General features: G+C 59.6%; 17 protein-coding genes and 1 pseudogene. 16 read left to right on the plus strand and 2 right to left on the minus strand.

Going from position 1 to position 21,291, the window contains the following annotated elements; all coding sequences use genetic code 11:
• The 8 genes from wecB to DCM79_RS31600 all read left to right on the plus strand — a co-directional run bounded on the left by wecB (position 1) and on the right by DCM79_RS31600 (position 8,992).
• Positions 1–1,125 carry a non-hydrolyzing UDP-N-acetylglucosamine 2-epimerase gene (gene wecB, locus DCM79_RS31565; RefSeq protein ID WP_257177916.1) on the plus strand — a complete coding sequence of 375 codons (1,125 nt, stop codon included), beginning with the start codon at positions 1–3 and terminating at the stop codon, positions 1,123–1,125.
• The gene (gene wecC / locus DCM79_RS31570; protein WP_257177917.1) at positions 1,118–2,380 is read left to right on the plus strand and encodes a UDP-N-acetyl-D-mannosamine dehydrogenase; all 1,263 of its coding nucleotides are present in this window, start codon (positions 1,118–1,120) and stop codon (positions 2,378–2,380) included. The genes wecB and wecC overlap by 8 nt, the downstream gene beginning before the upstream one ends.
• 69 nt (positions 2,381–2,449) lie before the next feature.
• Positions 2,450–3,511: a Gfo/Idh/MocA family protein gene (locus DCM79_RS31575; protein WP_257177918.1), complete on the plus strand. Its 1,062-nt coding sequence runs from the start codon at positions 2,450–2,452 to the stop codon at positions 3,509–3,511.
• Between the two features lie 31 nt (positions 3,512–3,542).
• A complete protein-coding gene (locus tag DCM79_RS31580; RefSeq protein ID WP_257177919.1) occupies positions 3,543–5,033 on the plus strand; it encodes an oligosaccharide flippase family protein in 1,491 nt (496 codons plus the stop codon).
• A gap of 30 nt (positions 5,034–5,063) precedes the next feature.
• Positions 5,064–5,576, plus strand: coding sequence for an acyltransferase (locus tag DCM79_RS31585; RefSeq protein WP_257177920.1), 513 nt, complete (start codon positions 5,064–5,066; stop codon positions 5,574–5,576).
• A gap of 103 nt (positions 5,577–5,679) precedes the next feature.
• Complete coding sequence (locus DCM79_RS31590; protein ID WP_257177921.1) at positions 5,680–6,858, plus strand: DegT/DnrJ/EryC1/StrS aminotransferase family protein; 1,179 nt, start codon at positions 5,680–5,682, stop codon at positions 6,856–6,858.
• On the plus strand, positions 6,855–7,856 hold the full coding sequence (locus tag DCM79_RS31595) for an NAD-dependent epimerase/dehydratase family protein (protein ID WP_211419293.1): 1,002 nt from the start codon (positions 6,855–6,857) through the stop codon (positions 7,854–7,856). Before DCM79_RS31590 ends, DCM79_RS31595 begins: the two co-directional genes overlap by 4 nt.
• Positions 7,796–8,992 carry a DegT/DnrJ/EryC1/StrS aminotransferase family protein gene (locus DCM79_RS31600; RefSeq protein WP_257177922.1) on the plus strand — a complete coding sequence of 399 codons (1,197 nt, stop codon included), beginning with the start codon at positions 7,796–7,798 and terminating at the stop codon, positions 8,990–8,992. The genes DCM79_RS31595 and DCM79_RS31600 overlap by 61 nt, the downstream gene beginning before the upstream one ends.
• A 20-nt stretch (positions 8,993–9,012) precedes the next feature.
• On the opposite strand, the gene DCM79_RS31605 is transcribed toward DCM79_RS31600, so the two are convergent.
• Positions 9,013–10,332, minus strand: a complete 1,320-nt coding sequence (locus tag DCM79_RS31605) for a glycosyltransferase family 4 protein (protein ID WP_257177923.1) — start codon at positions 10,330–10,332, stop codon at positions 9,013–9,015.
• Positions 10,333–10,468: 136 nt separating this feature from the next.
• Here DCM79_RS31605 and DCM79_RS31610 point away from each other — a divergent pair, with 136 nt between their 5' ends.
• From DCM79_RS31610 to DCM79_RS31645, 8 genes are all read left to right on the plus strand, one after another.
• Complete coding sequence (locus tag DCM79_RS31610; RefSeq protein ID WP_257177924.1) at positions 10,469–12,028, plus strand: bifunctional 2-polyprenyl-6-hydroxyphenol methylase/3-demethylubiquinol 3-O-methyltransferase UbiG; 1,560 nt, start codon at positions 10,469–10,471, stop codon at positions 12,026–12,028.
• Positions 12,029–12,087: 59 nt separating this feature from the next.
• A complete protein-coding gene (locus DCM79_RS31615; protein WP_257177926.1) occupies positions 12,088–13,257 on the plus strand; it encodes an acyltransferase in 1,170 nt (389 codons plus the stop codon).
• Between the two features lie 104 nt (positions 13,258–13,361).
• A complete protein-coding gene (locus DCM79_RS31620) occupies positions 13,362–14,330 on the plus strand; it encodes a glycosyltransferase family 2 protein (RefSeq protein ID WP_257177927.1) in 969 nt (322 codons plus the stop codon).
• Positions 14,331–14,361: 31 nt separating this feature from the next.
• Positions 14,362–15,312, plus strand: a complete 951-nt coding sequence (locus DCM79_RS31625; protein ID WP_257177928.1) for a right-handed parallel beta-helix repeat-containing protein — start codon at positions 14,362–14,364, stop codon at positions 15,310–15,312.
• Between the two features lie 79 nt (positions 15,313–15,391).
• On the plus strand, positions 15,392–16,687 hold the full coding sequence (locus DCM79_RS31630) for an O-antigen ligase (RefSeq protein ID WP_257177929.1): 1,296 nt from the start codon (positions 15,392–15,394) through the stop codon (positions 16,685–16,687).
• On the plus strand, positions 16,674–17,441 hold the full coding sequence (locus DCM79_RS31635; protein ID WP_257177930.1) for a methyltransferase domain-containing protein: 768 nt from the start codon (positions 16,674–16,676) through the stop codon (positions 17,439–17,441). The genes DCM79_RS31630 and DCM79_RS31635 overlap by 14 nt, the downstream gene beginning before the upstream one ends.
• A gap of 767 nt (positions 17,442–18,208) precedes the next feature.
• Positions 18,209–19,366: an Ig-like domain-containing protein gene (locus DCM79_RS31640; protein ID WP_257177931.1), complete on the plus strand. Its 1,158-nt coding sequence runs from the start codon at positions 18,209–18,211 to the stop codon at positions 19,364–19,366.
• A gap of 189 nt (positions 19,367–19,555) precedes the next feature.
• Positions 19,556–20,815, plus strand: coding sequence for an IS110 family transposase (locus DCM79_RS31645; RefSeq protein ID WP_257177932.1), 1,260 nt, complete (start codon positions 19,556–19,558; stop codon positions 20,813–20,815).
• Between the two features lie 198 nt (positions 20,816–21,013).
• Here DCM79_RS31645 and DCM79_RS31650 read toward each other — a convergent pair.
• Positions 21,014–21,280 (minus strand): annotated as a pseudogene (locus DCM79_RS31650) (chemotaxis protein CheW); the annotation flags it as partial.
• Positions 21,281–21,291 lie beyond the last annotated feature (11 nt).

Below are 21,291 nucleotides of genomic sequence, written 5' to 3' on the forward strand. Positions count from 1 at the left end.
GTGCACAAGCATTTCTTTGTCCTCCTGGGGACTCGGCCCGAAGCAATCAAGCTCTTTCCGGTCATCAACCGGCTCAAGGCCGAGAATCGCAAGGACATTTCCTTGACGATCTGCGCGACGGCACAGCATCGGCAGCTGCTCGACCAGGTTCTCAAGCTCGCCAAAGTGGTTCCGGATTTTGATCTGAACGTCATGACGGCTAATCAGACGCTGGATCATCTAACCTCACGGCTGCTCGCGGAAGTCGGTGAGCTCCTCGAGAAGGTGAAGCCTACCAGGGTTATCGTCCAAGGCGACACAGCAACTGCCATGGCTGGCGCACTTGCGTCCTATTACCACCGGATACCGGTTTCTCACATCGAGGCCGGACTGCGCAGTGGAGACATTTATTCTCCTTGGCCGGAGGAGGTGAACCGCAAGATCGTTGGCTCAATCGCCGATCAGCACTTTGCCCCAACAGAGCGCGCGGCGCGCGCGCTTCGCTCCGAAAACGTCTCGGACGATCGAATCCACGTCACCGGAAACACGGTGGTGGACGCCCTTATCCTCGCAAAAGCCATGGTCGAATCCGATCCGGGGCTCTCGGGCCGCTGGGACAGCATCAAGAAGCGCCACGGCAACCGGCGTATCATCCTGGTGACTTGCCACCGGCGGGAGAACTTTGGCGGCGGCGTCATCAACATCGTCAACGCCTTGGAAGCCATCCTGCGCAGGGAAGACGTTGCCGTAGTGCTCCCCGTGCATCCGAATCCGAATGTCCGCGACCTGTTTGCGGCCCGGTTGTCGGATCACCCGAGGGTCGTTCTCATTTCCCCCCAGGAATACACGGATTTCGTGAGCCTTCTCTCGTTGTCGCATCTGGTCTTGACGGATTCAGGCGGCGTCCAGGAGGAGGCTCCCACTTTCGGGAAACCAGTCCTGGTGATGCGGGATACGACCGAGCGCCCTGAGGGGGTGGAAGCCGGAACGGCGCGTCTCGTCGGTGCGAACTACGACAAAATCGTTGCCGAGACATTCCGCCTGCTCGACGACGACGAGACTTATGCGGCCATGGCTCGTTCGCACAACCCATTCGGTGACGGGCACGCGAGCGAGCGTATCGTGAAGGTGCTTCTCAATGCCTGAGTTCCAGAAGATCAATGTCGTTGGACTCGGTTATATCGGGCTACCGACGGCGGCCCTCATTGCAAGCCGAGGAATGCAGGTGGTCGGGATCGACACCAATGAGCGCATCGTCGATACGGTTGCATCCGGAAGAATTCACATCGCCGAGCCCGATCTCGATGGTCTCGTTTCCAAGGTCGTGTCGAGCGGGGCCCTGACGACATCCACCAAGCCGCAGGCGGCCGACGTCTTCATCATCGCGGTGCCGACGCCGATTGATCGCGAGAACCGTCCGGACTTGTCGAGCGTGCATGCGGCGGTCGACCAAATCGTCGATATTCTTGCGCCAGGTAATCTCGTCATCCTCGAATCGACGTCGCCGATCGGGACCACCGAGGCGATCGCAAAGCGGATCATTGACCGCAGGCCCGATTTGCACATCGGAGTCAACGGCAAGGAAGACGGGGCGATTTACGTCGCCTACTGCCCGGAACGCGTGTTACCGGGGCGGATCCTCACCGAGCTCATCAACAATGACAGATGCATTGGGGGCATCACGTCAACTTGTACGCGTCGCGCTCAACGCTTCTACAAGATGTTCGTTCGCGGGGCCTGCGTCGGGACGACGGCGCGCACAGCCGAGTTGGTCAAGCTGACGGAAAACGCCTTCCGCGATACCAACATAGCCTTTGCGAACGAACTCTCGCTGATCTGCGACAGGTTCGACATCAGTGTCTGGGAAGTGATCGATATCGCGAACCGCCATCCCCGCGTCAACGTCTTGCGGCCAGGACCGGGAGTGGGCGGGCACTGCATTGCGGTCGATCCCTGGTTCATCATCGACTCCGCGCCAGATCTCGCCCGGGTGATGCGAACCAGCCGCGAAGTCAACAACACCAAGACGCAGAAGATCATCGAACGTACCGAGGCGCTGATCGACGATCATCCCTATGCAAACATCGCCTGTTGTGGATTGACCTTCAAGGCCAATGTGGACGATTTGCGCGAAAGTCCCGCCATGGAAATAGCCACGCATCTCGCGGCAAAGTACGGAGAACGAGTCAGGGTCGTTGAGCCGAACCTTCGCCGTCTGCCGCCACAGTTGGCCGATCATCGTGTCGCCTTTGTGAACATCGAGGAAGCTCTGCGCAGCTGCGAAATCGCAATTCTCCTCGTCGACCACGACGAGTTTAAGATGGTACCCCTGGCAGAGCGTCGACATCTCGACGTCATAGACACGCGGGGCATATGGCAGGACATGCCGGCACGGACCTAGCGACCGACCTGGTCTGATCGTCCGTGGCGGAAGGACTGAAGCGTCTTCTCTGGGTGCATCGAGGTTAGCATGCGAGACAGTCAACTGGGAATTGGCGTAGTGGGCTACGGTTACTGGGGTCCCAATATCGTTCGCAATTTCTCGATCAATCCCGCCACCCGCGTCGTCAGCGTGAGCGACCTGAGCCCAGGAAGACTCGGCGCCGTAAAGCAGCTTTACCCGGCGGTGGAAACGACCAGTCGCTACGATGATCTGCTAAAGGACACCAGCATCGATGCCATCGCTATCGCAACGCCGGTGCATACGCACTACGAGCTGGCACTCGCGGCGTTGAGAGCCGGAAAGCATGTGCTGGTCGAAAAGCCGCTTGCGACGAGCGCTGAGCTCGTCACTCGCTTGATCGAGGAGGCGGACCGGCGCGGATTGACGCTCATGGTCGATCACACCTTTCTCTATACGCCCGCGGTCCAGAGGATCCGAGAGCTCCTGCTGAGCCGGGAACTCGGCGACATCTACTACTACGACAGCACGCGCGCGAGTCTCGGGCTGTTTCAAAAGGACGTAAATGTGATCTGGGACCTAGCGGTGCACGATATCTCGATTATCCACCATATCCTCGATAAGGAACCGATCGCCGTCTCGGCAACCGGTTCGTGCCACGTCGTCGGCTCGCCAGAGAACATGGCGCACATCACCTTGTTCTTTGCCGACGCGTGCGTCGCTCACGTCAGCGTCAATTGGCTCTCACCCGTTAAGGTGCGCCAAACGTTCATCGGCGGCAGTAGAAAGATGATTGTCTACGATGATCTCGAGCCGACCGAGAAGATCAAGGTCTATGACAAGGGCATCACACTCGATGGTCCTCCCGAGGATGCGCATCAATTCCGGATCGGGTACCGCGCCGGCGACATGTGGGCTCCGCATATTGCGCCAACGGAAGCACTGCAGACGGAGGTGGAGCATTTTGTGGATTGCGTACGCACCGGCGGTCAGCCGATTTCCAGTGGTATCTCCGGGCTCCGCGTGATCGAAGTCCTGGAAGCGGCATCGAGCTCGATCTCAAGACAGGGGGCGCCGGTATTGCTACGAGAGCCCTATGGGCTCTGGCAGCGCCCAAGAGCGATTGCATGAGGCGTGCGGCGACCTAGCGGACCCAGTCGACATGGCAGACAGTGCAACGAGGTCCGTGCAGCGCTCGATCCTGTTCTCCGCGCTCGACCGTTACATCGGCCTGCTGGTGGTCTTTTTCGCGACCGCCGTGCTGGCCCGTTTGCTGTCGCCGGAGGAGTTTGGCATCTATGCCGTGGTGAACGCGATCACATCCATCATTGCCGCCTGCTTTCAGGAGTTTGCAGGCGCAAGCTATCTTATTCAGAAGCGCGAGTTGTCGCGGGCAAGCGTGCAGACCACGTTCACGATTACCCTCATGATCTCGGTGGCCACCGCCTTCGTTCTATTCGTGTTTGCGCAGCCCATCTCACGTCTCTTCGAGCTGGATCGCCTCCGCTACGGTATCGAAATTTCCGCCCTTAACTTTCTGTTGCTGCCGTTTTCTGGAACCATGGCCGCTTTGTTCCGTCGCGAGATGCAATTTGGAACACTCGCAATCTGCAACCTTGTGGCAGGTGCGACGATCGCTGTCGTCTCGGTCGCTCTCGCGATGGCCCACTTCAGCTACATGGCCCCGCTCTGGGGAGCGGTGGCCGGTAACGCCGTGCTGGCCGTGATGTTGCTCATCTTGCGGAACGACTTTGGCGCAATGCGTCCGTCCTTGGTGGACTGTCGGGAGATCGTCGGCTTCGGCCTCTACTCGGGCGCGGTGAGTGTTGTAAACGTATTCTATGGCTTGGCACCGCAGCTGTTTCTGGCGAGAGTGCTCGACTTCACGGCCGTCGGACTTTACAGCCGAGCAACCGCATCGACGCAAATATTCGACAAGCTGGTCACGCAAGTGATAAGCCCGGTCGTGATGCCCGCGGTTGTCGCGCGACACAAAGCAGGGGGCGATCTCAAGGCCGTCTATCTGGAGGCCATTCAGATGCTCTCCGCCGTGCAGTGGCCGTTCTTGGCGTTTATGGCGGTCATGGCCCGGCCAATCATTCTGATCTGGCTCGGTCCGACGTGGCTGGAGATCGTCCCGCTCGTGCAGCTGCTCTGCATTGGCAATCTCGCACTTTTTGCCGCCTGCCTGACCTACCCGGTGTTTGTTGCGCTCGGAAGGGTGCAGGATGCGCTGATCTCATCCCTGATTTCGTTGCCCCCCTCGCTTTTGGTCATCTTCGGCGCATCATTTCTGGGCGTGCACGCCGTTGCGGCGTCCGCGCTAGTGACGTTGCCATTTCAAGCTGCGGTGGCGTTTCATTTTCTTGGGCGGCACCTTGGTATTCGACCCGGCGAATTGGTACGCAGCCTCTTCAGAAGCGGAGCTGTAACGGCTCTCGTGATTGGTGGGGTATCGATCTGTGCCGCACTGACGGACATGCAAAGACTTTCGTCGCTTGCGGGCCTGGGATTAGCCTTTGTCGTCGCTCTGCTTTGTTGGTGGCTGGGGCTAACGGTGACCGGGCACCCCCTTTTGCATCAGTTTCGCTATGCCGCAACCGGCCTAGCGAGAATGGCGCTGGGGCTATGGCCTTCGCGGACGGCGCCATAGCAGCTTCGGCCAAATCATTCGGAGTCGGACATGCCCATCAAAGACGACGTAGAACTTGGTCGCGATGTTCGCATTCTTCATCCGGAGCTGGTCAATCTGTATGGCTGCACTGTTGGTGACGAGAGCAGGATCGGAACGTTCGTCGAGGTTCAGGCGGGAGCGAAGATAGGTGCACGCTGCAAGCTATCCTCGCACAGCTTCGTCTGCGAGGGCGTAACGATCGAGGACGAGGTATTCATCGGCCATGGTGTGATGTTTACAAATGACAAGCATCCGAGGGCGACGGCGGTGGATGGCCGTCCTCAACAAGCCTCGGACTGGACGTTGCAGCGCACTCACGTCGGTAGGGGGGCCTCCATCGGTTCCAACGCTACCATCTTATGTGGGGTGACAATCGGTGCGGGGGCGTTAGTCGGCGCGGGTTCGGTCGTGACGAAGGACGTCCCCGCGGGTGCCACTGTTGCGGGGGTTCCGGCTCGAATTATGTCTGCAGCCGACAATCGAGCTCCTGCAGATCGTGCCTTCAGCAGCGATGCCTCTTAAAGCTACAAATTGAATGCGAGTAATTATTTTAAATAGCTCTTGATTTAATATTATAATGCGGGCTAACTTTAAATATTGCTAGCCAAATCCAAGGTGTTCAATCTTGATACCCTTCCTGGATCTGAAAGCCCAATACCGTCAAATCAAGCCGGACATCGATGCCGCGGTGGCCAGAGTGGTCAGCAGCGGACACTTCGTGCTCGGGCCGGAGGTGACGGCCTTCGAGCGCCGCTTTGCGGAATATTGCCGGACCTCGCATTGCCTTGCGGTCAATAGTGGGACGTCGGCGCTTCATCTTGCACTGCTGGCCGCGGGCGTTGGACCGGGTGATGAAGTGATCACGGTCTCCATGACGTTCGTGGCAACCACCGCGGCCATTCTCTACAGCGGCGCCAAACCCGTCTTTGTCGACGTTGATCCGGTCACGTGGACGATGGATCCTGGTCTGATCGAGGCAGCGATAACACCGCGAACCAAGGCCATCCTGCCGGTTCATCTCCATGGGCTGATGGCCGAGATGGATTCCATAATGTCGATCGCGCGGCGTCATGGTCTGGTCGTCATCGAGGACGCCGCGCAGGCACACGGCGCCGAATACCGGGGGCGGCGTGCTGGTTCGATCGGAGATCTGGGGTGCTTCAGCTTTTATCCCGGTAAGAATCTCGGGGCCTTCGGCGAGGGTGGGGCGGTTGTAACTGATCAGCCTGAATTCGCTCGCCGCGTGTCACTACTGCGGGACTGGGGACAGGAGGCGAAGTACGACCACGTCATTGCCGGATACAATTATCGCATGGATGAGATCCAGAGCGCGGTACTGAATGTCAAGCTGGACTACATCGAGCGCTGGACCGAGGCCCGCCGCTCGCTGGCAGAACGATACAACGAACTGCTGTCTGAGCTCCCATTCGCGCGTCCTCAGCCGCCCCGGCACTCCCGCCACGTGTATCACGTTTATTCTGTCAGACTGCAACGGCGCGACGAAGCCTTGGCCATATTGCGGGACGCCGGCATCGGCGCTGGGATTCACTATCCCATCCCAGTGCATCTGCAAAAAGCCTATGCAGAACTCGGTTGTCGGGCCGGCGATCTGCCGGTAACTGAGAATCTTGCGAACGAGTTTCTCTCCCTTCCCATCTATCCGGAGTTGCTGCCGGACGGGGCGGCCGCAGTTGTCTCCACTTTGAGGAACGCCGGAGCATTGCGACCCACACAGGCCGTCAACAACCGATCGTTGCATTCACAAAACATCTTAACGAGTTCCTGCAACAGGAGGGCGTCTTGATTGAGCTCAAGGGGAAGCGTGTTCTCGTCACCGGCGGAGCAGGATTCATCGGCTCCCACATCGTTGATCTGCTCTGCGATGAGGGGTGTATTGAGATCGTTGCCCTCGACAATATGGTGAGAGGCCGACCGGAAAATCTCCGGCGCGCGCTCGGACGCGGGCCGGTGAGACTGGTTCATGGCGACATACGCGATCGCAAGTTGATGGAAGCCTTGGTGAAGGCTGCTGACATCGTGTTTCACCAGGCCGCGCTGCGCATCACGCATTGCGCGGCGGAGCCGCGCCTGGCCAAGGAGGTCATGGTTGACGCCACCTATGATCTCCTTGAGCTGTGTATCAAGCACGACATCGAAAAAATCATCGCAGCGTCCTCGGCATCCGTCTATGGCATGGCAGAGGAGTTTCCGACAACCGAGCGGCAAAATCCGTACAACAACCGGACTCTCTATGGAGCAGCCAAGGCCTTCAACGAAGGCTTGCTGCGCGCCTTCAATGACGTTTGCGGCCTTGATTACGTGGCATTTCGGTATTTCAACGTCTATGGCAGCCGGATGGATATCCACGGACGGTATACCGAGGTCTTGATCCGCTGGATGGAGCGGCTGGAGGCTGGATTACCCCCCGTAATCTTTGGTGACGGCTGTCAGACCATGGATTTCGTTCACGTCCGCGATGTCGCGCGCGCCAACATCCTAGCCGCCCGGGCAAAGATTACTGATGAGGTCTTCAACGTCGGAAGCGGTACTGAAACCAGCCTGACAGAATTGGCTACCGTGCTTGCGTCGGTGATGGGACGCCGCGGCTTGACACCCGAGTTCGCACCTGAGCGCTCGGTCAATCCGGTGCCGCGACGGCTGGCATCGACGGGAAAGGCGGAGCGTCTGCTGGGGTTCCGCGCCACGGTCTCGCTCGAGCAGGGGCTCGCCGATCTCGTGAAATGGTGGCGATCAGAACGCGATGTCGCTTCGGACCGTCAGCGGCAGGCAGCGGCATCGTGATCCCGATCGCTATGCCGCTGCTCGCGGACGAAGAGGCCGATGCCGCGCGCGCCGTCGTACTGTCGGGCTGGGTCTCGCAAGGTCCGCAGGTAGCTGCGTTTGAGGAAGAGTTCGCCGCACTTGTCGGGGCCCAGCACGCCTGCGCGGTCGCGAATTGCACGACCGCCCTGCAGCTCGCCTTGGCCGCGCTGGGCGTCGGCAGCGGGGATGAGGTGATCACGGTCAGCCATTCCTTCATAGCAACGGCGAACGTGATCCGATATCAGGGCGCCACCCCTGTCTTTGTCGATATCGAGCCCGAGACATATAACTTGGATTGCAATCGGCTGGCAGAAGCGATCACCGAGCGCACACGCGCGATCATCGCGGTCCATCAGATGGGCATGCCGTGCGACATGGCCGCGCTCGTGGCCGTGGCGCGTCGCCACGGGATCGCCCTGATCGAGGATGCGGCCTGTGCCGCGGGATCGCAGATCTGCATGAACGGGCAATGGGAAGCGATCGGCAAGCCGCATGGAGACATTGCCTGCTTCTCCTTTCATCCACGAAAGGTGATCACAACAGGTGAGGGAGGGATGCTCACCACGTCCGATCCCGAGCTCGATCGCAAGTTCAGGTTGCTACGTCAACACGGGATGAGCGTCCCGGATATTGTGCGTCACGGCTCGCAGCGTGTCATTTTCGAAGAGTACGTCCTCGTCGGCTATAACTATCGAATGACGGATATGCAGGCCGCGATCGGGCGCAAGCAGCTCGAGCGGCTTCCGCAACTGATTGCGCGCCGGCGCGCGCTGGCATCGCGTTACGACCAATTGATTGGGAATATAGAGGGGCTGCGGTTACCGTTCGAACCGGAGTGGGCGCGATCTAATTGGCAGAGCTACTGTGTGCGCTTGCCCGATCGATTGGATCAGCGGGCAACGATGCAATCGCTGCTCGACCAGGGCATCGCTACGCGGAGAGGCATCATGTGCTCGCATCGCGAGCCGCCGTACGCGGAGGCGAAGCCGTGCCATGATCTACGACAATCCGAGCTTGCTCAGGATCACGCGATCCTGCTTCCACTTTATGCGCAGATGGGCTCAGCGGACCAGGAGCGTATCGCCGACGCGGTCAAGAATGAACTCGCCCGTTGAACCTGGGCCATCGCGGCCGGTCAGGAATCGGTTTCCCGGGATACCTCACCTGCCGGATCCGGCGCCACTCTGACTGAACAAGGGGTGGTCGCTCTTGCGGACAGCACCTGGGAGATTCGCGCCCGATCATTATCGTCCTCCGCGGAAGCCAAACCCATCCAACGCTGATATTTTCGCTGTATCTTATAGCGGGCAAGGCTGGCAGCACATCGACCGGCATCTGTCAGTCGGCGCCCGCGCGCAATCTTGCCGCGCAGTGCGCGCAGATAGGTTTGCTCTATCGTCCTCGCCGCGTGTGCTAGGCTGAAGCGATTCTCCACCAGTCGTCGGCCGAAACTGCCAAGCTCCTGGCGAAGGGACGTTGAGACGAGAACGACCTCAAGAGCCGACCGAAGTGCATCGGGGCCGGCACCACGAGAGCCTCTTCCCAGCCCATACCAACCCTGCCGCAGGAATGTCGGCGCACTCTCAGGCGTCAACAGCTCACTGAACCCGTCCTCTCCAATGACCACTAGCGGCTTGCCAAAAGCCATGCCGCGCAGCGCCGAACCACCTTGGCCGATAATGACATCCGCGGCAGCATAGCCGGGCCGAGGATCGGACATCTCGCCCACCAATATGACGGCGGTCCGGCCGAGTAGCGCATTGATTCTGGCCGCCCGCGCTTCGACGGTCGGGCGGGCCGGTCCATCACCTATGATCAATAACCGCACCGTAAGACCGTCGAGGTCCATTGCTCCGACGGCATCACACGCCGAGAGCAGGCCCTCCAGTTTCAGGTTCGGCACCAGCCGGCAGACCATCGCAATGACGATCTCATCAGGTCCGATATTCTGAGCGACGCGAAAACTCGTGCCATCGAGGAGGGGATGGTCAGATTTCGTATCCACTGGCGGCTCGAGCAGGGTGACATCTTGATGTCCTGCAGCGACGGCAGCGCGGCGGATCATCTCCGTGCCCACGGTCAGGGGGACACTGCGAGGTAGGAAAGAGGGGACGGACATCGACATGACCGTTCCCACCACGGCAGTTCGCGTCGATAGTCCAACGTTCAGAAAAGCCTCGACTATTGGGGGCCATTCGTGACCGTGCACCACGTCCACTCCGCCTCCGTTAACGATATTGCGGAGCATCTGGCTGACACGCGGCGAGGGGCGGGCTCGATGCCGGGGAATTTCGATGTGTTCGAGGCCCGTCTCTCTTACCCTGTCCATAAGAGGCCCGGTCTCCGACGCCACAGTGACCTGATGGCCGAGGTCTCGGACCGCCTCGGCAAGCTGGACTGCGTTGAGCTGCGATCCACCCAGTTCCATGGAATGCGGATAGACCAGCACCTTCATGCGAGAGGTTCTCCGAGTGTCGCGCCATAATAATCCAAAATTAAATCACAATAATCTCGACCAATCCAATTTTATTATATACTCTGCGCTTTATTAAATCTGGAAATGGCTGGACGCCTCCACCGAGATCCCGGCAATGAACGAGCATGCTGCCCAGCATTTGACGAGCTCAACCAGCGGTACCGCGGCCCGCGTGCTGGTCGCGATTGCAAGCCATGGAACGTCGAATGACCGCTACCTCGAGCGGATCATTAGAGAGTACAGGTCGATGTCTTGCGCCATTGATATCGTGGTGTTGTCTAACATCGACAAGGGCCCGACAGCCGGGGCGGAATGCATCGTTGGCATGCCAACCAAGGACCCATGGTCCCTGCCGTTCGCACACAAGAAACTCTTCGTGGAACGTCATGACCAGTACGATCTGTTCATCTATTCTGAAGACGATATTCTGATCACAGAGAAGAACATCCGTGCCTGGCTGGATGTAACGTCGGTTCTGCCTGAAGACGAAGTAGCCGGGTTTCTGCGGGTTGAATTCGCTGAAGACGGCCAGCGCAATTACCCTGACATCCACGCTCACTTTCACTGGGATCCCTCATCGGTCAGATGGCGCGGCGACTATATTCTGGCGCATTTTACCAACGAGCACGCCGCTTGCTTTGCTCTCACCCGGGAGCAGCTGGGCAAGGCGCTGCGTTCGGGCGGCTTCGACGTAGCTCCGCATCAGGGGAGGTATGATCTCGCCTGTTCGGCTGCCACGGATCCATACACCCAATGTGGTCTGAAGAAGCTGGTGCCAATCTCGCACCTGGAGGATTTCACGGTCCATCACCTCACCAACCGGTATGTCGGCCGGATGGGGGTCGGGCTGGACGAACTTGGCAGGCAGAAGGAGATTCTGCTGGAGATCGCGCACGGCCGTCGCCTACCTTACTCGCTGCTTCCAACGGAGACGCGCCTTCGTCGCGCAAGGTTTTCCAAGAACTATTACGAATCCGAATCCGAGGAGTTGATCTCCCTCGTGCCGGCATCGGCGCGCAGCGTTCTCTCACTCGGTTGTGGCTCTGGCAGAACAGAAAGGCGGCTGCAAGCGCGAGGTCTGCATGTCGCGGCGATCCCTCTGGATCCGGTCATTGCGGCTGGGCCTGCCAGCGACGGGATTGAGATGATCTACGCCGATCTGGATAGCATCGATTCCGATCGCGGCGCCTACGATTGCATTCTCTGCCTCAACCTGTTGCATCTGGCTCCGGATCCGCGAAAGTTGCTTCGGAAGCTGCAGACGTTCATGCACGAGCAGTCGATAGCAGTGATCCAGATGCCCAACACGCTGTCCCCCAGGGGCATTCGTTCTTATCTCGGAGCGGGTCTCCAATCCGGGCGGCGCAGCGGCTACGACGCTGCCGGCGCTCATTTTGCTTCGGCGCGCAGGCTGGCGAGGTGGTGCACCGACGCGGGGTTGCGAATTGAGAAGATGTTCGGAATTCCAGCGGATCGTGACGATGGATTGTTCGGCATGACTTCTAGGCTGAGCGCCTTCGCACCGGAATTCCTTTTGCTTGGCCTTGCGGCTTCGATCGTCGTCACCGCCTCGGGCGGGATGCCAAATGACGACGAGACGACCGTATTTGCTGGCCTTCAGGATCAGGGAGCCGAGATGGAGGGTCACCGTTTCGGTCAAAATGGACCGATTTAGTGCAGCTTAACATTGAATGTATCCGATAAAATGACAGAAAATCACGAAACGAGAGATCGATGATTCCGGTCAGGGCGACGACGATCGGTGATCGGCTGGCCGTCCTTTCGGCCCGAGGGCCCGGCTTTGATCAAATTCGACTTGCGGCCGCACTCGTGGTGGTTGGTCACCATGCTTGGTGGGGAGTGAACGACGTCCTTTATCGGTTCAGCGGTGGGTTCATCCAGCTTGGTTTATTTGCAGTCATCATCTTCTTTTGCGTCAGCGGCTTCCTGCTGGCGCCTGGCCTAGCCCGATCCGGCGATCTCATCCGGTTCGGCGTAAACAGGGCGTTGCGCATTCTGCCTGCACTGTTCGTCGTCGTCATCACGTCCATGTTCGTGCTGGGGCCAGCCCTGACGACTTATTCCCTGGCAGAATACTTCGGTAGCGCCGAGCTATACTTGTATCTGAAGAACGTTCTCACCCTGATGTCTCACTACCTGCCCGGCGTGATGCGGCATGGACAGGAGGTGCAGGTCAATGGACCGCTATGGACGCTCAATGTCGAAGTCTGGTCATATGCGGTGCTGGCGGCGCTGAGCGTGGCCGGCTTTCTCCGCCGACGTGTGCTGACGGTGATCAGTTTCGCTCTGGTCTATCTCGCCTATGTTGGGCTGGCGCTCTCGCCATCGCTGCGTGCCGCCTGTCCGCAACGGCTCTTGGATTTCATCGGTCTCTTCGTCTACTTCATCGCCGGTACGAACCTCTACCTCTACCGTCAAACTATCCCGTTCTCCGGAATCGGGGCCGCAGTCGCCTCGGGATTCGCGTTGATTGGTCTTGCCAGCGGGATGGGTGCGGTGGCGCTGCCGCTGTGTGTACCGTACGTCGTAGTCTATCTCGGGCTCTCCGAGGTCACCAGCCGAGTGCCACTCAAGCACGATCTGTCCTACGGGGTATACCTGATCCATTCACCGGTCATATTGGCATTCCTGACGTTCTTTGATCTCGCAACCGGCTTGTCGCTGGCCTTGCTAGCGGGATCGGTAACTCTCGTTCTGGCGTATGCCTCCTGGCGATTTGTCGAAGCGCCGGCGCTGAAGCAAAAGGCGTCGGTTTCGCGTTGGGTGTCGTCGCACATTGCACGCGCAGGCAGCGGACGACGCGCTGAGAGTCACCCGGCCGCGCACCTTCATGAGCGGAGCAAAAGTCTGACAGGAACAATTGGGGCCGGCGCAGCGGAGTGAAATGACACCAGCACCCGATCTCGGGCCGAAGCGATAGCGCGACGAGCGGCGAAAGGAGCGAAGCGGCTATGTGCAGCGCATACCATGATGATGAACGTCAGGGAGTGGATCGGCAGCTGGATCTCTCCATCATTGTCGTGAGCTACAATACCCGCGAGATGACGCTCGACTGTTTGGCATCGATCGACGCGGAGACGGTGGCGGTGAGCTATGAGGTGATCGTCGTCGACAACAACTCTTCCGACCAGTCGGCTGCCGCAATTGCGCGCCAGTTTCCAGACGTTAAGCTCTTTACCCTAGACAGTAATGTGGGCTTTGCGCGCGCCAATAATCTGGCTGCAAAACAGGCGCGGGGCCGACGATTGCTCCTACTCAATCCTGACACCATTATTCTCGATCGCGCGATCGATCGTCTTTTGGAGTTCGCCGACGCGAATGCTTCCTTTCACGTCTGGGGCGGCCGCACTGTCTTTCCGGATGGCAGCCTCAATCGCACCTCGTGCTTTCGAAGAATCAGTCTGTGGAATTTGTTGTGCTTTGCGCTGGGGCTTACCTACTTCGGTCGTCGCAATCCGATTCTCAATTCCGAGGCCTATGGCGGTTGGGACCGAGATTCCTCGCGGCATGTCGACATCGTTACGGGGTGTTTTCTGCTGATCGACCGACCGCTGTGGGAGAGACTCGGCGGGTTCGACCCCACCTTTTTCATGTACGGAGAGGAAGCGGACCTTTGCCATCGCGCACGATCGCTCGGTGCGCGGCCTGCGATCACGCCTGAGGCGACCATTGTCCACTATGGCGGAGCATCGGACGTCGTGCCCGTCGACAAAAGAGTGAAGGTGTTCAAGGGGAGAATTACCCTGATCAACCGCCACTTTGGCTGGCCCGCGCGGGCGATCGGGCAAGCGTTGCACCTGATCGTGCCGCTCACACGCTGGTACGGCTACAGGATGGCAGCCGCGTTGGCGCGCAATGCGGAATGGCAGGAGAATGCGGTGTACTGGGAAGCCGTCTGGAGGCGTCGGCGAGAGTGGGTTGGCGGTTACGAGGTACAGAGAGCCGAACCGGCATGAGGGCGTGGGGGTGCGGCAGGTGAGAAGAACGATGAGATTCAATAGCGCAGCGGGACCGTGGCGAGTGGCCGGAGAGCATGCGTTTGGGCGCAAGCGTGCTGGGAGCGAAATTGTGCTCTACGCTGCACGTATGGCAGCTGCGGTCGCAGCGCTCCAAATCCCGGCCGGTGTGGTAGCTGAACCGAATAACCCGTCAAAGCCGGCATTCGCCTCCGAATGGCCGGACGCAAGCAACACGGGGCCGCCTCGGGATCTCAAGCTGAAGCCATCAGGTCCGCTCACGATTGCCGTCGCCGGCACGACAATTTCGGGACTGGACATTCAGGGCGGCGTAACGGTCAACGCCGACAACGTGACGATCGAGACGTCCCGCATCTCGGCCAAAGCGTGGGCCGTCATCAAGATCGATCCGCATCGGACAGGAATTGTCGTCAGGGATTGCTCGATCGACGGTCTGGGTGCCGGTCCCGATGGCAATGGAAACCAGGGCATCATGGGACAGGGCACGTTCCAACGTAACAATATCTTCAATGTCGAGAATGGGATCGTGCTGACCGGAAAGGACAATTTGATCGAAGGCAATTTCATTCACGATCTCAATGCCGGCGGGGCACCACACTACGACGGTATCCAGATCGATGGCGGCATCTCGGACACGGTCATCCGGCACAACACGATCATCAATTCGCACGGCGCGGCCGGCGCTATCATGATCGACAATGAGTTTGGCCCGGTTTCCAATATCGTCATCGAAGGCAATCTTCTCGCCGGCGGCAGCTATACGATCTATTCGGACGGGAAGTTCAACGACAATCCGATCTCGAATGTTTCAATCACCGACAATCACATCGGTTCCGGACAGTATGGGCCCACCCTGTTTCGGAAAAATCGGCCGACCTATCTTCGAAATGCGACTGACGGCTGGCACCTGGTCCGCAATCTGAACTTTGGCAAAGTCGCGGCGCAGGAGGCAATCAGATGAAGCGCCCGCACGTGCCTGGCCAACCGGACAGTCTGCCGGACCTGATGGGCTGCTTCAGCCCCTTCGGGGAGATCGCCTCATGAGCTATCCCAGCGATGCTTTCGTTGCGGGGGACGCGCGAATTCGCGCGACGGGGGCGGGGGTCCGATCGACCATTCCTCATCGCATCAGTTGGGCCGTCCCCCTCCTTCTCATGGGCATCGTCTTGCCATCGGGGCTGCAGGTGCTGATTGCGGGCGCAAAGCTAACGCCGACCAGGATAGCCCTCATACTCCTGCTGATGCCGGCGCTTGCGCAGTTATTGCAGCCCACCCGGCGGCTCCTGCTGTCGGACGGGTTGGCGGGGATGCTTGCGCTCGCCATGGTGGGAGCGGCCGCCTATGCCGCCGGACCTCAATCGGCGTTCTCCGCCGTTGCAGAGGCCCTCGACTTTGTTGGAGCATATTTTGTCGCGCGAGCCTTCGTTCTGGAGCCGCCGGCGGTCCAGCAGTTCATTCGTCTGGTCAAGGCATTCACGGCAATTGCGATATGCGTTGCGGTAGCGGACGTGTTGACGGGGCATTGGATCGTTCGCGAGATCATGGCGACACTCCTACCGCAGCCTGACGCCTTTGTGGACGACGGCAAGTCGAGTGCAGATGGAGTGCGGGCGGGTCTGCGGCGCGCAATAGCGACATTCGACCATCCAATTCTCTACGGCGTTTTCTGTTCGTTGGCTGCCGCCATCGTGCTGTTCTCGACCGCGAGCCCCATCAAGCGTCTTTCGTGGGCATGTCTATGTTCCTTCGGCGGATTGCTGTCGCTATCTTCGGCCGCCGTCATGGGGATGGTCCTCGTCGTGTCGAGCTACGGCTACGACCGGTTGTTGTGTCGCTTCCCCTGGCGATGGCATCTGCTTTGGACCGGGGCGGGCATGTTCCTGGTTGCCGTCACTGCCGTGACAAACAATCCTCTCAGCTGGCTGCTGTCTCACGCGACGCTGGAGCCTCAGACTGGATTCTATCGCCTCATGATCTGGGACGCAGTCTCCGCGCAGGTGTGGCAGTCGCCGCTGACCGGAGCGGGATTCGTGACGTTCGGCTATTATCTGCTCGACCGAACCGTCGACAGCGTGTGGCTCGTCACGAGCCTGCATTACGGCATACCGGTCACCATGCTCCTTATCGTTCTAAATCTCTCGGCGATGCTGCCCGTGCCCGGACTTCGTTCGACCGAAATTCAAAGGGGCTTCACGATCGCCTGCATGGTCTTCCTGTTCACAGGTTTGACGGTGCATTTCTGGAACTACATGTGGACGTTCTGGGGCGTTTGCATCGGAGTGCGTGCTTCGCTCAGGGAATGGCAGATGTTGGGAGGGCAAGATGAACAATTTTGACGTGGCACCATCGTCGACTGGAAGCATCAAGGGACGATTGCGCCCCTATGTCTGGTCATTGCGCAGCGGGCTACGGACGATCCGCTTCCTGTTCGGACGATTCGAGAGGTCTTGTCCGGTATGCGGGTATCGCGGCCGCTTCTTTGCGTACGCAAATCCGCTGGCATTGGGGATCAACTTCGACTCGCTCTGTCCGAACTGTCTGTCACACGAGCGGCACCGGTTGTTGGCGCTCTGCGACGCCGAGCAGAACTTGTTTACGGGAAAGGATATCCTTCACTTCGCGCCCGAAGCAGGTGTTACGAGGTACATAAAGGCGAGGAGGCCGCGCAGCTATCTCACCTGTGAATTCGGCGGTAGCGGCGCTGATCTCGACATCAACATCGAAAAGATCGATCTCGAGGATAACAGGCTCGATTTGATCATCTGCTGCCACATCCTGGAGCACGTGAATGATCGCCTGGCAATCCCCGAACTATTCCGGATCCTGCGCAAGAGGGGCACCTTGGTCGCGATGATCCCGCTCATTGAAGGGTGGCAGGAGACGTTTGAGGATCGGTCGAGGCAGAGAACAGTAGAGGATCGGATCCTGTACTTCAATCAGCATGATCACGTCCGCTTTTTCGGTCGTGATTTCCGGCGCCGCCTGGAACGTGCGGGCTTCGTCGTCGATGAATATACCGCGGTCGAGCCGCAAGTCGCGCAATATGGGCTTATCCGGGGTGAGAAAGTATTTCTGTGCCGGAAGGCTTAGACGCCGGTAGTGCTTTGATGGCCGCCGGCGAAAACAATTGGCGGTTGGACGACAGCCCTTGCCGCCGTCTCTCGTCTGCGGCGCTATTTGAATGACTCCTTTTTCTGCTCTGCATTCGCGCGAAGTCGAAGTGATCGCGCCTCCGTCATTCAAGTTCATTCACTACGTTCATCTTGGGCGTCGCCGATCACAGCAACCATGTGCGAGTGCTTGCCGCGATTTGCTGCAACGACGATTCGAGCGCTGCATTTAATAATGCGCTGACATATTTATTTATACATCCGTTGGTTTATTTAATGCTGCGGGCGATGAAGTTGTTCTTCCTGCCTGCTCGTCAATCGTGATCGCTGGCCCTGTCGATAGCTGGAGCGAAGTTTCTGTGAAGTGCATAACGGGCGTATTTTACGCCGAGTTGATCGCCGCTAAAACGGAATCGCTTTTGATTCCCGTGGCGTAGATTTTTTCTCCGCATTTCCGAAAACAAGAATCTGGCGGCGTTTGCGGCGAAATGACCTTGGCGGAGCCGTGGTCTTGTCAAAAAAAGGCCTTCTGCTGCCGACCATTAACGCCGTGCAAGCACGTCGCCGGCGTATCTCGATCACGATTAAATCGAGAGTGCAAATCCAAAATAAATGCTGGTGGCGATTAACGGGGAATAATACAGAAAAGACGGAGAGACCATTTTGGCGACCACAACGAATGCATGGCCTGACGCAACGAACACCGGCGTGCCTGCGGGGGTAACGCTCACTCCTTCGGGAGACGTAGTGATTACGCAGGCGGGAGCGGTGGTTTCGGGACTCAACATCACCGGAAGCGTCTACATCAAGGCGGACAACGTGACGCTCGAGAACTGCAAGATCACGTCCGGCGGATGGGCCGGGGTGACCATCGATTCCGGAGTCTCGGGCGCAGTCGTCCAGAATTGCACCATCGATGGCACCGGCCGGGCACCGGATGGCACGGGCAATCAGGGCATCATGGGGAGCGGCACGTTCATCGGGAACAACATCTTCAACGTGGAGAATGGCATCGTTCCCGGGAGCAACTCCGTCATCCAGGGCAACTACATCCACGATCTCCAGGCAGGCGGATCGCCGCACTATGACGGCATCCAGATCGATGGAGGCCTTTCCAACATTCAGATCAGCGGCAATTCGATCATCAACCAGTGGGGGTGGACCTCGGCGGTCATGATCGACAATGACTTCGGGCCGGTCTCGAATGTCACAGTCACCAACAATCTGCTAACAGGTGGCGCTTACACCGTATACGCGGACTCCAATCTGGGCACCGCCTCGATCACCGGTGTGTCGTTCACCAACAATCACATTGGTGGCGCGCAATACGGCGACGCGTTGATCCGCGGGAACAATTCGGTGTTCTCCGGGAATTACACGGACGGCGCGCAGCTGGCGTCGACGCTCAATACGTCGGCAAATAGCGGTACGACGACGACCTCACCGACGACGCCCCCCGCAACGCCGGAAGTCCCGGCAGCGCCGGCCATCGCATCCTGGTCGCCCGATACGGGCAAGACTGGCGACGGCATCACTGACGCCAATCAGATCACTCTGCACGGCACCGCCGCGGCAGGCAGCACCGTGAAAGTCTATGACGGTTCGACGCAGATCGGCACGGCGACCGCGACTTCGACCGGAAGTTGGGACTACATCACCAAGGTCTTGACCGATGCGAAGCATACGTTGACGGCGACCGCAACCAACTCGTCGGGTCAAACGAGCGTGGCATCGGCTGCGGTGGCGGTCATTGTCGACACCAAGGCGCCAGCTGCACCGACGATCGCGAGCGACACTGTCAACTCTGCCAACCAGGTCGTTCTGTCGGGGACCGCTGAAGCGAACAGCACGATCTTTGCCCACCCTGTACCCTTCTGGCGTTCGGAGGCCAGTCAGTTGGTGTAGGCTGGTCGGCCGGGCCGATCCGCCGGGAGCCGCCTTGCCCACCTGTGCCTTGAGCACCGACGTAGGACCCGCGCCCCGGCGGAGCGTCTGCGATCGAGATCCACTAGGAGGTTTGCGCCGCGAGCGCCGGTACAGGGATTGATCGGGATCGCAGTTGGCCCGCCTTTTGGAAACGAGGAGGTCCATCAAATGGTCGAGAATGTGCATTGGCTTGTCGGGATCGACTGGGCAACGCAAAGCCATCGCGTTTGCTTGCTCAATTCCGAAGGAAGGCGGCTGGGAGAGCGAGAGTTCGCCCATGGCGGAGCCAGTCTGGTGGAGCTGCGCGACTGGCTGCTCGAGAAGACGAAGGCTGCCCCGGCGCAGATCGCCGTGGCGATCGAGATGCCGCATGGTCCTGTGGTGGAGATGCTGCTTGAGCATGGGTTCCTGGTCTTTGCCATCAATCCCAAGCAGCTTGATCGCTTCCGTGATCGCTTCACGGTCGCAGGTGCCAAGGATGACAGCCGTGATGCTCTTGTCCTGGGCGATTCCTTGCGTACCGATCGCAAGGCCTTCCGGAAGCTTGCCATCGACGAGCCGGCGGTGATCAGGTTGCGCGAATGGTCGCGCCTGCTGGATGAACTGCAGCAGGAACGGACGCGTTTGTCTAACCGCCTGCGTCATCAGTTGTGGCGTTATTACCCGCAAGCGGCCGAGCTGGCCGATGATGTTGCAGACGATTGGTTCCTGAGCTTGTGGCAGAAGGTGCCGACACCCGCTGCGGCCGCCAAGGCATCGGAGAAGACGATAGCGCGCATCCTCAAGGAGCATCGTATCCGCCGTGTCGACGCCGCCACCGTGCTGCAGACCCTGCGCAAGACGGCTTTGTTCGTCGCACCAGGTACCACGGAGGCCGCGTGCGTCCATATCCGCAGCCTTGTCGCGCGCCTGCGCCTGGTCAATCAGCAGATCAAGCAAGCCGGCGCTGCCCTGGACGACCTTTGCGATAGTCTGGCGGCACAGGACGAGGAGAACTCGTCGGGGCAGAGCCATGAGCAGTGTGACGTGGCAATCCTTCGCTCCTGGCCGGGAATCGGCAGGATTGTTCTCGCCACACTGCTCACCGAGGCAGCACAACCGCTGCGCGGCCGAGATTACCACGCCTTGCGAGCTCTGGCAGGGGCCGCCCCGGTCACACGGCAAAGCGGCAAGCAACGCTTCGTGATCCGGCGCTTTGCCTGCAACAGGCGGCTGCAGACTGCTGTCCATCACTGGTCACGCGTTGCCGTCCAGCACGACCCGGCCGCTCGGCAACGCTATGATGCCCTGCGGCAGCGCGGCCATGGCCGTGCCCGCGCGTTGCGCGGCGTGGGCGATCGCCTGCTCTCGGCCCTGTGCGCGGCCCTCAGGAACCGAACGCTGTACGACGCCAATCACAGGAGTGCTCAGGCCATCACCAGCCAGTAAGCCTCATTCCTTTGTTCGGCCGCTTGTGACCATTCCTTCGTCCCGACCTGCCGAGCCCAACAGCGCGGCGCGCAGCCGCTGTCCAGGATGCCATCGGCACCGGCGTAGCCGGCGCGAAGCGTCCTGGACTGCGGTGAGCACCGCGCTACCCTGGTTCACCAAGGCACGAAAGCTCTTGACCAAGGCTAGGAGGTCCTACTCGACGCCGACCGCCATCGGCACCTTGCCGTCCTCGGGCTGCGGCAGGCCGAGACGGGCGCGCATGTCGACCACGGTGACGATGCGGCCGCGCAGATTGAGCACGCCGGCGATCTCGCGCGAGGACAGCGGCACGCGGGTGACGCGCTCGGGCATGAACACGTCCTGGACGCGGGAGATCGGCAGGCCGAACAGCTGGCCGCCGATCATCGCGGTGACGTATTCGACCATGGCGCCGTCGCTGGACTGGGTCTTGTTGTTGGCCATAAGCCTGTCTC

The organism is Bradyrhizobium sp. WBOS07 (assembly GCF_024585165.1).
Classification (GTDB): Bacteria; Pseudomonadota; Alphaproteobacteria; order Rhizobiales; family Xanthobacteraceae; genus Bradyrhizobium; species Bradyrhizobium japonicum_B.

What these genes read in the sequence shown, in the direction of transcription:
- wecC (WP_257177917.1), top strand. Translation starts at nt 1,118, where the DNA reads ATGCCTGAGTTCCAGAAGATCAATGTCGTTGGACTCGGTTATATCGGG.
- DCM79_RS31575 (WP_257177918.1), top strand. Translation starts at nt 2,450, where the DNA reads ATGCGAGACAGTCAACTGGGAATTGGCGTAGTGGGCTACGGTTACTGG.
- DCM79_RS31580 (WP_257177919.1), top strand. Translation starts at nt 3,543, where the DNA reads ATGGCAGACAGTGCAACGAGGTCCGTGCAGCGCTCGATCCTGTTCTCC.
- DCM79_RS31585 (WP_257177920.1), top strand. Translation starts at nt 5,064, where the DNA reads ATGCCCATCAAAGACGACGTAGAACTTGGTCGCGATGTTCGCATTCTT.
- DCM79_RS31600 (WP_257177922.1), top strand. Translation starts at nt 7,796, where the DNA reads ATGGTGGCGATCAGAACGCGATGTCGCTTCGGACCGTCAGCGGCAGGC.
- DCM79_RS31605 (WP_257177923.1), bottom strand. Translation starts at nt 10,332, where the DNA reads ATGAAGGTGCTGGTCTATCCGCATTCCATGGAACTGGGTGGATCGCAG.
- DCM79_RS31610 (WP_257177924.1), top strand. Translation starts at nt 10,469, where the DNA reads ATGAACGAGCATGCTGCCCAGCATTTGACGAGCTCAACCAGCGGTACC.
- DCM79_RS31615 (WP_257177926.1), top strand. Translation starts at nt 12,088, where the DNA reads ATGATTCCGGTCAGGGCGACGACGATCGGTGATCGGCTGGCCGTCCTT.
- DCM79_RS31625 (WP_257177928.1), top strand. Translation starts at nt 14,362, where the DNA reads ATGAGATTCAATAGCGCAGCGGGACCGTGGCGAGTGGCCGGAGAGCAT.
- DCM79_RS31630 (WP_257177929.1), top strand. Translation starts at nt 15,392, where the DNA reads ATGAGCTATCCCAGCGATGCTTTCGTTGCGGGGGACGCGCGAATTCGC.
- DCM79_RS31635 (WP_257177930.1), top strand. Translation starts at nt 16,674, where the DNA reads ATGAACAATTTTGACGTGGCACCATCGTCGACTGGAAGCATCAAGGGA.
- DCM79_RS31645 (WP_257177932.1), top strand. Translation starts at nt 19,556, where the DNA reads ATGGTCGAGAATGTGCATTGGCTTGTCGGGATCGACTGGGCAACGCAA.